General features: G+C 33.8%; 7 protein-coding genes. All 7 read right to left on the bottom strand.

Features of this window, described 5'->3' with window-relative positions:
* Positions 1 to 124: 124 nt before the first annotated feature.
* Complete coding sequence (locus AAC024_RS09600; RefSeq protein WP_339895166.1) at positions 125 to 2,527, bottom strand: glycoside hydrolase family 31 protein; 2,403 nt, start codon at positions 2,525 to 2,527, stop codon at positions 125 to 127.
* A 425-nt stretch (positions 2,528 to 2,952) separates the two neighbouring features.
* Entirely contained in the window at positions 2,953 to 4,860 is a 1,908-nt protein-coding gene (gene glgB / locus AAC024_RS09595) for a 1,4-alpha-glucan branching protein GlgB (RefSeq protein ID WP_339895165.1), read from the bottom strand.
* 3 nt (positions 4,861 to 4,863) lie between these two features.
* Entirely contained in the window at positions 4,864 to 6,492 is a 1,629-nt protein-coding gene (locus tag AAC024_RS09590; RefSeq protein WP_339895164.1) for a trehalose synthase, read from the bottom strand.
* A gap of 3 nt (positions 6,493 to 6,495) precedes the next feature.
* Positions 6,496 to 8,433 (bottom strand): alpha-1,4-glucan--maltose-1-phosphate maltosyltransferase, encoded by a 1,938-nt coding sequence (locus tag AAC024_RS09585; protein WP_339895163.1) that lies wholly within the window; start codon positions 8,431 to 8,433, stop codon positions 6,496 to 6,498.
* 123 nt (positions 8,434 to 8,556) lie between these two features.
* The gene (locus AAC024_RS09580) at positions 8,557 to 9,822 is read right to left on the bottom strand and encodes a glucose-1-phosphate adenylyltransferase (RefSeq protein WP_339895162.1); all 1,266 of its coding nucleotides are present in this window, start codon (positions 9,820 to 9,822) and stop codon (positions 8,557 to 8,559) included.
* 72 nt (positions 9,823 to 9,894) lie between these two features.
* The gene (glgA, locus tag AAC024_RS09575) at positions 9,895 to 11,097 is read right to left on the bottom strand and encodes a glycogen synthase (protein ID WP_339895161.1); all 1,203 of its coding nucleotides are present in this window, start codon (positions 11,095 to 11,097) and stop codon (positions 9,895 to 9,897) included.
* Positions 11,098 to 11,599: 502 nt separating this feature from the next.
* On the bottom strand, positions 11,600 to 13,396 hold the full coding sequence (gene lepA, locus AAC024_RS09570) for a translation elongation factor 4 (protein ID WP_339895160.1): 1,797 nt from the start codon (positions 13,394 to 13,396) through the stop codon (positions 11,600 to 11,602).
* Positions 13,397 to 13,643: the final 247 nt, after the last annotated feature.

Here is a 13,643-nt window from a genome sequence, read left to right as displayed (position 1 = left end):
GTTAAACGAAACTAGGTGATTTTTCTGATAAAACCAACAGTTTTAATAAAGATTTTGACCTATAAAAAAGCCTCTCTTAATTTAAAAAGAGAGGCTTTAATGTTTAATTATATTATTGACTTTTTTAAGCCATAATATGAAGTTCTGAAAACTCTTTAGTAAGCACTAAAGTATTATCGCCATTAAGTTTAAGGTCTTTAAACGGTATAACAACATTATCAATTTCAACTTTAGAAATTTTAAATGGTAAACCATGTAAATTTATCTTAAAAGTTTTATAAGTGGTTACAAACTTACCAGATTTGTGTTGTTGAATAATCAACTCCTTTTTCTTTCCTGATAGTTTAAAAGTTCTTAAACTATATCTACCTTTTATGTAGTCATAACCATCTGTGGCATCTTCGTAAACTTCAGAGGTTTCTTTACCTTGTTTATAGTAAACGTCAAGTAATAACTCATCAATAGTTTTTTCACCAACATATTGTTGAATAGGGTATTTAGGGATAATAGCACCTTCTTTAATAAAAATTGGCATGCTATCTAAATCGGCATCAACCCATTGTTCAGTACCACCTTCAACAACCTCATCGCTCCATAGGTTATACCATTTACCAAGCGGGATGTACATACGTCTTCCTTTTTGGTTTGGTCCTGTTATTGGGCAAGCCAGTATTTTTTCACCAAAAACAAACTCATCGTTTCTATAGTGCGTTTGCGGGTCATGTTGATCATAAAGCACTAACGATTTTAAGATTGGAATACCTTCTTCAGCATATCTCCAAAACGCGGTATATAAATAAGGCAGTAATTGATATCTTATTTCGATAAACTTTCTTACTACATCGGTGATAGCTGTTCCAAATGCCCAGGGTTCTTGATCGCCATGGTCTCCAGAAGAGTGTGTTCTGCAGAACGGGTGGAAAATACCTAACTGAATCCAACGCGCGTATAATTCGCCATTTGGTTGTTCAGCAAATCCTCCAATATCAGATCCAATAAACGAGAATCCAGACATGCACATACGTTGTGCTTGTAAATTTGCAATGGTTAAGTGGTCCCAAGTCGCAATATTGTCTCCTGTCCAACTTGATGTGTAACGTTGTGTACCTGAATAAGCTGCTCTTGTAATTACAAAAGGTCTTTTTGGGTACGAGAATTTTTTCAACCCTTGATACGTAGCACGTGCCATTTGCATCCCGTAAACGTTATGCGCTTTTCTGTGGCTACAGTGGTTTCCGTCATAATCGTGTCTTACATCATTAGGGAAGGTTTTTCCAGGAACGTCCATTACTGCTGGCTCGTTCATATCATTCCAAACTCCTTTAACACCTATGTCTTCAACCAGTTCTTGGAATAAATTAGCCCACCATTCTCTTACTTCCGGGTTTGTGAAATCTGGAAAATAACATTCACCTGGCCATACTTTACCTTTCATATATGGGCCATCGGCACGTTTACAGAAGTAATCTTTTTCAAGTCCTTCTCTAAACACAGAATAATCCATATCTATTTTAATTCCTGGGTCAATAATAACAATGGTTTTAAAGCCATCATCAGCTAATTCCTTAACCATCCTTTTGGGGTTTGGGAAATATTCTTCGCTCCAAGTAAAGCATCTAAAGCCTTCCATATAATCTATATCTAAATAGATGGCATCACATGGTATTTTTAAGTCTCGGAATTTTTTAGTGACCTCTTTTACGTTGGATTCTGGGTAATAACTCCATTTACATTGATGGTAACCTAAGGTCCAAAGCGCAGGCATTTCATGAGGTTTCCCAGTTAAATCTGTATAATTTACAACAACATCCGACATTTCTGGACCATAGATAAAATAATAATTCATTTCACCGCCTTGCGCCCAAAAACTTGTAATATTTCTGCGCTCATTACAAAAGTCAAAGAATGACCTAAATGTATTGTCAAAAAAGATCCCGTAAGATTTTTTGTTATGTAAGGCTGTATAAAAAGGAATTGTTTTATAAATAGGGTCTGTATCTCTACCATAGGCATAAGAATCTGTTACCCAATTCTCAAAACGTTTGCCTTTTAAGTTATTGTCAACGGGCTTATCACCTAAACCGTAATAACTTTCTCCGGGTTGAGCGGTTTTAGACATTTTTACAACATTACCACCATGTTCGTAGCTTTCTTCCCAATGGAATCCAAGTTCATCTTCACAAATTAAAGACTTGTCTATAGCGTCGTAAATAGATGTTCTTAAATCTAATTTTGAAATGTGGCAAATTAGTTTTGCTGTTGTAATGATGTAGTTTTTATCATTTTCAGTAACCTCAAGAAGATTATATCCTCTACTTGCGTATTTAGTAATGGCATAAGAAAAATCATTTTCAAAAATACCAGTAGTTGTAAATCTAAAACGAAGTATACTATCTCTTCTAACGGTTACCTGTAAAATAGCACCGTTATCAGTAGTGAAAGACAGTACGTTAAGGTTTTTTTCGTATGAAATTACTTTTGAAGGAAATAAGTTTCCCTTATATTCTAATTCAGTGTTTAAAATCATAAAATAATGTATGAATAATAATTGACGAAAATACTAAATTTAATATACCCTGTATGTTTCTTTTTATTAAAAAACAGTGGCATATATTGTTTTAAAATCAATTAATTATTAGATTAATTGCGGAAACCATAAGCAGAAGGTAAAAAACTGATTTTTTGCACTTTAAACGATTTTAAAAATATTTACAAAAAGAAATTAAGTGAGCTAGTTTTCAAGATATTGTATAATAAAGGTCTTTCAACTTTTAGTACATGACAAAAATATAAAAGTGTCACATTGAGCGCAGTCGAAATGCTTTTGAATACGATATTTCCAATGTCTTTGACTGCGCTCAGATTGACATCCGATATATTATCAATTTTTGACATGTACTCAGCTTTCAACTAGTTATTTTTAGCTGAAAGACTTTCTGAAAATTATATTGATTATTTAAACTGAAAAACAGTAACTCCTAGAGGAGGTAAAGTTACCACTGCCGAATAATCTTTACCATTCCAGGGGTCTTTTTTAATCGTTATTTGTCTGGTGTTTAAAACGCCGCTGCCTCCAAATGCTGCAGCATCGCTATTGAAAATTTCTTTAAGCTTACCATTAACCGGAACACCTATTTTATAATTTTCTCTAATGGTTGGCGTTAAATTACAAATTACAACAACATTCTCATCTTCATTGTAACCTTTTCTCATATAAGAAATGACGCAGTTTTCGTGGTCATCGTAACTAATCCACTCAAAACCTTCTCCGCTAAACCCTTTTTCATATAGTGCTGGAGTAGTTTTGTATAATTTATTTAGCTCTTTATAATAATTTTGAGCGTCTTTATGGGGTTTGAATTCTAGTAAGTTCCAATCTAAACTCTCTTGGAAATTCCATTCGTTATATTGACCAAATTCACTACCCATAAATAAAAGTTTTGTGCCCGGATGTGTAAACATGTAACCGTATAATAATCTTAAATTCGCAAACCGTTGCCATTCATCACCTGGCATTCTTCCTAAAATGGAGTTTTTACCATATACCACCTCGTCATGCGATAGTGGAAGCATAAAGTTTTCCGTAAAAGCATAAGCTAAACTGAAGGTGATTTCATTTTGATGATGTTTTCTATACACTGGATCTTTAGCGAAATACTCTAAAGTATCGTGCATCCAACCCATCATCCATTTCATACCAAATCCTAAACCACCAACAAATGTTGGTTTAGAAACCATTGGGAACGCTGTTGATTCTTCAGCAATAGTTTGCACATCTGGAAATGATGCGTATATCTCTTCGTTTAGTTCTTTTAAAAAGCTTATAACCGCTAGGTTTTCTCTTCCGCCGTAAATATTTGGTTCCCATTCGCCATCTTCTCTGGAGTAATCTAAAAATAACATAGAGGCAACCGCATCAACACGCAAACCATCAGCATGGTATTGATCCATCCAAAATACAGCATTACTTATTAAAAATGACCTTACTTCATTACGTTCATAATTGAAAATTAAACTTTTCCAATCTTGGTGGTATCCTTTTCTTTTATCTGGGTGTTCGTATAAGTTTGAACCATCAAAGAACCCTAGACCGTGAGCGTCTTCTGGGAAGTGCGAAGGCACCCAATCTAAAATAATTCCAACTCCGGCTTGATGCAATTTATCAACTAAATATTTAAATTCTTCAGGATACCCAAAACGCGATGTTGGTGCAAAATAACCTGTTACTTGATAACCCCAAGAAGGATCGTAAGGGAATTCCATAATAGGCATTAATTCTACGTGCGTGAAATTCATGTCACTTACATATTTTACTAAATCGTCAGCCAACTCAAAATAAGACATAAAGCGGTCTTCTTCAGCGTGTCTTTTCCAAGAACCCAAATGCACTTCGTAAACAGAATATGGTGCATCAATAGCATTATGCTTTTTACGGGTTTTCATCCAGTCTTTATCTTTCCACTTGTAATTGTCATCCCAAACTATCGATGCTGTATTTGGATTATGCTCGCAACGTCTTGCATAAGGATCTGATTTTTCGGTTTTTATATCGTTATTATTACTTTGAATTTTATATTTATAAGTTGCGCCTTTTTCAATAAGCGGAATAAATCCTTCCCAAATGCCACTAGAATCCCAACGAACATTTAATTGGTGCTCGCCTTCCATCCAATAATTAAAATCGCCAATAACAGATACTTGTTTTGCTGTTGGTGCCCAAACTGCAAAATAAACACCATCAATACCATCAACGGTAACAAGGTGTGAACCCATTTTTTCGTAAAGCCTAAAGTGTTTCCCAGCTTTAAAAAGATTAATATCAAATTCTGTAAATAAACTGTGAACTTTTACTTGTGCCATAAATTAATGATTTATAATATTAGATATTCCTTTTAAAGGAATGACAGCCCATTTTGGACGAGAATTGAGTTCGTAACCCAACTCGTAAACTGCTTTTTCTAGTAAGCAGTATTTTAATATAAATATACGCTCTTGATTGTACCCTAAATTTAAATTTTCGTTTTGTGTTTCGGTAACATAAGTACCCAAAAATAATCCTGTAATATAACGGTATAATATTTCGCCTGCTTTAAACAGGTTTTCTTGATTTGAAGGATAGCTTTCTTGATTGTTAAAGATAGTGGCGTAAATAGCATAATGAAATGACCTAAACAGACCAGCAACATCTTTTAAAGGCGGTTGTTTTACTTTTCTATCTCGAATTGTGCTTTCGGGTTCGCCTTCAAAATCTATAATGTAGAAATCGTTGTCTTTTACTAAAATTTGACCTAAATGATAATCGCCATGCACTCTTATTCTTTCGCCTTTAAGTTTGGTCCAATCAAAATTTACAAAACGTTTTCTTATACTGTTTTTTTTATCGAGAAACTCTTGTGCAAGGGTTGATGCTAACCCGTCTAATTTATCAAGGCTATTTTCAATAATATTCAGTCTGTTTTGAAATTGATATAGCATTTTGTTTTTTAACCATACCGTATAATCACCATTGTAATGCGCTGGAGTAAAAGCAGTTTCCTCAAATTCTGAGCCTAAAGCAATGTGCATTTCAGCAGTACGAATTGCTAAGGTTTTAACCTGTTTAAACAAATTTAAACCTGCCCAATCTATAATTTGAGGAGGAATATCTTCAATGGTTAAACGTTGATATAACTCAGTATTTGGGAGTGTATCAATATTTATTTTCTTGTATTCTAAATTTGAAAATACTATGTGCAATTCTTTTAGTATATAATCCCAAGCGTCACCTTCATTAGGAATCATTTCCTGCATTAAACCAATGGTAATATTGTTGTTCTCAGAGTCCACTAAATTGATGCTTCCTAAATAGGCAGGGGTGTTTTTAAATTCTTTTTTCTCTGACAAAAAACGACTCATTTCGTAGTCAGGATTCTTATTGACAAAAATGCGTCTAAAAAACTTTAATACATATTTTTCGTTATAAACTAAAGAGGTGTTACTTTGTTCTAAGCCCATAAATCGAGACGATTTATAGGTTTTATTTTCAAACAAATGACTTTTATGATATTGAACTTTCGTAGTGTCTTTAGGTTCTGCAGTTGCAATTCGTTCAAAAACTAATTTTCTGAAAGACTCTAAGTTAATAGCATCTATAATATAGCCTTCTTGATTTTTAATACTTATTGGAAGAATTCTATCGTTTTGAGCAAAATTTTTATCGGTTACAAAAGCAATAGGCAAAAAATAATGCTGATAAAAGGCTTCAACAAAATTTACTTCTAAAATAAGTCCAAAATAAACCTCACCATGTTGTTGAATTTTAAAATATTCGGAAAGTTCAATATATTTTAACCGACTTGACTTACCACCATACCAACGTTGTTTAACAATGTAAGCTTCTAATACATCTGACAAGAAGGTTTTTACAAACGCTTCATTGTCTAGCAATACTTCCCAAGAGTCATCAGACTCAAAAAGTGGTTTAACTGATGATATAGAGGCTTTATTAGTCATAACCTATTTGTTAATCTTGAAGATATGAAATGGCATGGTTGGGTGTAATTCTACAAAACACCATTCGCTATTCCAATTGTAGCGACTATCTGTAATTAAATCGTGCATTTCAAGGTTATGCCCATGATGTACTCCAATATCGTGCAGCGGCACTTGTACCGTACCTTGTTGCGAGTTGTGAGCATCTAAACTGATGATAACAAATATTTGATTGGTTCTATCGTCATTCCATTTATAAAAGGCCATTAAATTGTCGTTTTCAATATGGCAGAATTTAATGTTATTGGTTTGTTGAAGTGCAGGATTGTTGTGTCTTATGTAATTTATTTTTGCAATAATAGTTATAAGTTTACTTTTAATATCCCAATCATAATGTGTGATTTGAAATTTTTCTGAATTTAAATACTCCTCTTTTCCAAGGAGTGAACTGGAAAGCATGTATTCAAAAACAGGGCCGTAAATTCCAATACTAGAACTTAAGGTTGCTGCAAGCGCATATCTTTGAATGTGTTTAGATTCATTGGCGCCTTGTAAATGGTACGGATTAATATCTGGAGTATTAGGCCAGAAGTTTGGCTGCATATATTCCTTTAATTCTGATGTTGTTAACTCTTCAATATACGCTATAAGTTCATGTTTACTTTCACGCCATGTAAAATAGGTATAAGATTGTGTGTAGCCATTTTTTGCTAACTGTTGCATAACCTTTGGCGCTGTAAATGCTTCAGCTAGAAAGATAACATCAGGATGTTTCGCTTTGACTTCTGTAATAATCCAATTCCAGAAATAAAATGGTTTGGTATGTGGATTATCTACTCTAAAAATATTTATACCACAATTAATCCAATACATCATGACATCTAAACATTCATTCCAAAGATTTTTATAATCTTCACTTTCCCAATAAATAGGAAGGATATCTTGATATTTTTTTGGTGGATTTTCAGCATATTGTACGGTACCATCTGGCCTCCATTTAAACCATTTTGGATGATCTTTTACCCAAGGATGATCTGGAGCAGCTTGTAACGCATAATCCATAGCAATTTCAAGTCCATTATCTTTTGCTTTTTTAATTAAAGATTTAAAATCATCAAGTGTTCCTAATTGTGGGTGAATGTCTTTATGCCCGCCATATTGAGAACCAACACCCCAAGTTGAGCCAACATCGCCGTCTTTTGCTTTAGTAGTATTATTTTTTCCTTTTCGGTGTACTTCACCTATAGGATGAATAGGAGGCAAATATACTACATCAAACCCCATATTTTTAACCCGAGGAAGTAGACGCTCGCAGTCTTTGAATGTACCATGAACTCCTTCTTTTTCTGAGGCTGAACGTGGAAAAAATTCGTACCAAGTACTGAATCTAGCCTTGTTTCTATCTACATAAACCTGGTAGTCTTTTGAAGAGTTATCAAACTGTTTTACGGGGTTTTTAAAGAATATTTGGTATAACCTTTCAGTAGTCGCTTCGGTAATAGCCTCCCCATAATCATCTTCATTCTTAAATAGTTTATGAAGGCGTAGTAAATAGGCTTTATCGTCTGCTGTTACTTTATTTAGAATAGCTTCAATATATTCAGCGCCTTCAAGTAATTCTGAAAACACGTGTTGATTGTCATTAATTTTTCTAATTAAACCGTATCGCCAATTCAAAGCATAATCAACCCAAGCTTGTACTTTATAAGTGTAAAATCCTTGTTTTTCAACCGTAAATGAGGCTTGCCATTCATCGTTTGAAAGCAAAGCCATTCTAGTTTCTTTCCAAGTTTTATCTTTTTCGTGTTTATACAGAACAGATGCGCCTAAAACATCATGCCCATCGGCCATTAAGTGGGCGTCTATATTAACAATTTCATTTACTACACGTTTTATGTAAAACTCACCACAATTAACACTAGGCGAGACATAATCAATTATAACTCTTTTTTGGTCTTGCATATTAGTTCGTTATATATTACCAATTTAACCATATCGTATTGTCCAGCTACATTGGTATAAGAAAAATAAAAGTTTTAGTTTGTCTTCCGTCCCGATAGCTATCAGGATTGCCAGATTCTTTTTTTAAATAACGTATCCTTTAGGAATTGTCGCTCCTTTCTTGATAACTACAATGCCATCTTTTATAAAATAAGTGTCGGTTTCTTTATCCTCTAAGTGTTTTCCGCCATTAATTCTAACATCATCTCCTATGCGGCAGTTTTTATCAATGATTGCATTTTTTATAAAACAGCGTTGACCTATACCCATAAGGGTTTCTATTTTTTTACTCTCTATTTGCTCTAAAGTTTCATATCTATCACAACCCATCATATACGTATTTATAACGGTAGTTTCGTCTCCAATTCTTGAACGAATACCAATAACTGATTGCTCAATTTTAGCAGCACTAATAATGCAACCTTCAGCAATGACCGCTTTTTCTAACATGGTTCCCGCAAATTTTGTAGTAGGTAGCATGCGTGCATGTGTATAGATACGTTTTTTCTTATCGTATAAATCGAATTTAGGGATATCTGCTGTTAGTCCAATATTAGCTTCAAAGAATGAATCTATATTTCCTATATCTGTCCAATAGCCTTCATATTGGTAACTTAAAGTTTTATGTTCGTCTATAGCTTGAGGAATGATTTCTTTTCCAAAATCATTAGTGTCTGCGTTTTCCATTAACTTGGTTAACAAGTCTCTGTTAAAAATATAAATACCCATTGATGCTAGGTAATTTCTACCTTGACCTTTCATATCGTCACTGACCTCTGATGTCCAATCTGGTAATAAACTGGCATCTGGTTTTTCAATAAATGAGGTTATCACATTAGAATTGTCTGATTTTAAGATCCCAAATTCTGTTGCATCTTTAGCGTTAACAGGTATAGTAGCTATAGATATTTTAGCCTTAGCATTAACATGGGCTGCAATCATCTTATCATAGTCCATTTGATACAATTGATCTCCCGAAAGTATTAAGAAATAATCAAATTCATGCTTTAAAAAATGGTGCATACTTTGGCGCACCGCATCAGCAGTACCTTGAAACCAAGTTTTATTATGTGGTGTTTGTTCAGCGGCTAATACATCAACAAAAGCACTACTAAAAAAACTAAAATGATAGGTGTTTTTTATATGTTTATTTAATGATGCTGAGTTAAATTGAGTTAATACAAACATGCGTTTAATGTCTGAATTAATACAGTTTGAGATAGGAATGTCCACCAATCTATATTTACCCGCAATAGGAACTGCTGGTTTAGATCTTGATTCAGTTAATGGGTATAATCTTGAACCTTGGCCACCGCCTAATATTATGGCTAATACTTTGTTATTTATCATTTGTAGTTAGTTTAATATGTTATAGAATATCGTTTTATATGAGAAGACTCGTGCTTCTGTAATTTACAATTTTTAAATCAAAGATTTATATAATTCTTCAACTTGTTTGGCAATGGCAATCCAATCAAAATAGTCCTCAACGCGTTTTCTGCCGTTTTTTGCCATGGTTTCTCTTAGTGTTTTATCTCCTATTACTTTATTCACTCCGTTGGCTAAATCTCTTGAAAATTTATCTGGATTAATAGGTTCAAAAGGTGCTTCTGTTTGTTGTTCTAACGGAATTAAAATACCGGTTTCTCCATGAACAACAACTTCTTTTATGCCGCCGACAGCACTAGCTACAACAGCTGTATCACAAGCCATGGCTTCAATATTTATGATGCCGAATGGTTCGTAAATTGAAGGACAGCAAAACACATCAGCATGCGAGTATAATTGAATAATTTCTTCTTTAGTTACCATTTTATCAATCCAAATGACGTTATCGCGAGTTTTTTGAACTTCATTAACAGCATCTTCCATTTCTTTGCCAATTTCTTTAGTATCTGGCGCACCTGCACAAAGTACAATTTGCGTATCTGGATCTATATATTTTATGGCATTAACTAAGTGAATGATTCCCTTTTGACGTGTAATTCTACCAACAAAAAGGACATAAGGTTTGGTTTTATCCACACCATATTCATCTAAAGTTGAGGTTTCAGGTGTGGTAATATATTGTTGAAGATTGATCCCGTTATAAATAACATGGACTTTATTTTCATCTACATTAAAATGCTTAATTACATCTTCTTTAGTTTCTTCTGAAACAGCAATAAGCGCATCGGCCATTTCAATAGCCGTTTTTTCTACCCAAGACGATGCATCATAACCTCTGCCTAATTGCTCGCGTTTCCATGGTCTTAACGGCTCAAGTGAATGTGTGGTAATCACTAAAGGAATTCCATAGCATAATTTCGCAACAATACCTGCAAAATGCGCATACCATGTATGGCAATGAACCACATCGGCATCAATGGGGTCTGCATTCATGTGAAGACACGTGCTTAGCGTTTTAAAAACAGATTTTAATTTGTCATCCGCACCTTCAAAAACACCATCATCAAAAGGAAAACCTTTAACAGTTAAGTTATCTGATTTATCATCCTGATCACCAAAGCACCTGACGTCGATTTCCATTAATTTTGCTAATTCTCCGGCTAAATATTCAACATGAACTCCGGCCCCGCCATAAACATAAGGTGGAAATTCTCTAGTGTAAAAAAGTGCTTTCATATAAAATTATTATCAAATAAACATTCAAAATTCACGTAAAAAAAAGAATTTAATAAAGTAAATTACTTTTTTTGAAGATTATTTTAAATAATTGTCAATACAACGACTTACTTTGTTTTTCGTTATAAAAATGACAAAATTAGGTTTAGAAATTGCAAAATTGTTAATAACACTTATCACTTTATAAGTGTGGTTTATCTAAAACTAAATTACGCCTAACATCCCTTTTTTAGGGGTTTATAGAAAGTTTAGGCAATTTAGTTAGTTACTATGTTATAAACATACAAAATAATTATTAACAATTTTGATGTTGTATTATTTTTACGGAAAATAAGGCAGAAACACCTTTAAAGGAAATTATCAATAAAAAAAACAAGTAAAAGCATAAGTTTGGTTTTAATCATTCAACCAAAATAGCTATTACTTCTAGTTGTCTCTATTTGTTTTTTGAATAAAAGAAGTATGCAACCCTATGTTTAATTTTAATTAGTTGGTTAGAAGACTAATCATTCAACTTTAAAACCGCCATAAACGCTTGCTGAGGTATTTCTACATTACCCACTTGACGCATACGTTTTTTACCTTTTTTCTGCTTTTCAAGAAGTTTACGCTTTCGCGAAATATCACCACCATAACATTTTGCAGTGACATCTTTACGAAGTGCTTTAATGGTTTCGCGAGAAATAATTTTGGCTCCAATAGCTGCTTGAATTGGAATATCAAATTGTTGACGTGGAATCAATTCTTTTAACTTTTCACACATTTTTTTACCAATATTTTGGGCATTATCAGCGTGAATTAAAGCAGATAAAGCATCAACCGTTAGGGCGTTCAACAAGATGTCTAAACGCACTAATTTTGAAGTTTTCATACCAATTGGATGGTAATCAAACGACGCATAGCCTTTTGATACTGTTTTTAATCGATCGTAAAAATCGAATACAATTTCTGCTAATGGCATTTCAAAAGTCATCTCCACACGCTCTGTGGTTAAATAGGTTTGATTTAAAACAATACCTCTTTTTTCAATACAAAGCGACATCACATTACCAACAAAATCAGATTTTGTAATTATAGTTGCTTTTATATAAGGTTCTTCAACGCGATTAACGGTGGATGGATCCGGTAAATCGGAAGGATTATTTACTACAAAAGCTTCATCAGGGTTTTTATTCGTGTAAGCGTGATACGATACGTTTGGTACAGTTGTAATAACGGTCATATCAAACTCGCGCTCTAAACGTTCTTGAATAATTTCCATGTGAAGCATCCCTAAGAAACCGCAACGGAAACCGAAACCAAGTGCAGCAGAACTTTCTGGAGCAAATACTAATGATGCATCGTTTAGTTGTAGTTTTTCCATAGAATTACGAAGCTCTTCATAATCTTCAGTATCTACAGGGTATATACCTGCAAACACCATAGGTTTTACATCTTCAAAACCTTCAACGATATTGGTTGTAGGGTTTGCAAAATCGGTGATTGTATCACCCACTTTAACTTCTTTTGCGGTTTTAATACCTGTTATTAAATAACCAACGTCGCCAGTTTTTACACTTTGTTTTGCAACTTGAGTCAGTTTTAAAGTCCCAACTTCATCAGCATAATAATCTTTATCTGTTGCAACAAATTTTATATGTTGTCCTTTTTTAATTTCGCCATTAAACACTCTAAAATAGGTTTCAATACCTCTAAAGGTGTTGTAAACCGAATCAAAAATTAAAGCTTGCAATGGTGCATTGGGGTCGCCTTTTGGAGCGGGAACACGTTTTATAATGGCAGATAAAATATTATCGACACCAAAACCTGTTTTTCCACTAGCGTGAATCACTTCTTCTGGGTCGCAACCTAATAAATCTACAATGTCATCGGTTACTTCTTCAGGATTGGCACTTGGTAAATCAACTTTATTTAAAATAGGAATAATTTCCAAGTCGTTTTCTAAAGCTAAATATAAATTAGAAATAGTTTGCGCTTGTATACTTTGTGCTGCATCTACAATAAGTAATGCACCTTCACAAGCAGCAATTGAGCGAGAAACTTCATAAGAGAAATCAACGTGACCAGGCGTATCAATAAGGTTTAGAATATATTTTTCACCTTCATATTCATAATCCATTTGGATAGCGTGAGACTTTATAGTAATACCACGCTCACGTTCCAAATCCATACTGTCTAGTAATTGGGCTTGTTGTTCTCTAGCGGTTACTGTACCTGTATAATCCAATAATCGGTCCGCAAGCGTGCTCTTACCGTGATCTATATGTGCAATGATGCAAAAATTTCTGATGTTCTTCATAGTCAACAATCTTCATAAAAAAGATTTGGCAAATATAGATTAATTTTATTTAGACCTCACAGGTTTTTAAAACCTGTGAGGTCTTTAAAATACAATAAATTTTATGTTAATCCTGGCATTCCTCTATAAACAAATTGGTGTCTCGATTTATGTATTTCAGAATGTGCGTCCTTTTAGTCCTTCCATTCTGCAATAAACAAATTGGTGTCTCGATTTATGTATTTCAGAATGTGCGTCCTTTTAGTCC

Origin of the sequence: uncultured Algibacter sp. (assembly GCF_963976535.1) — a bacterium.
Classification (GTDB): Bacteria; Bacteroidota; Bacteroidia; order Flavobacteriales; family Flavobacteriaceae; genus Algibacter_B.
The sequence above is the reverse complement of the archived record's forward strand: the minus strand, read 5'-3'. Positions and strand labels throughout refer to the sequence as shown.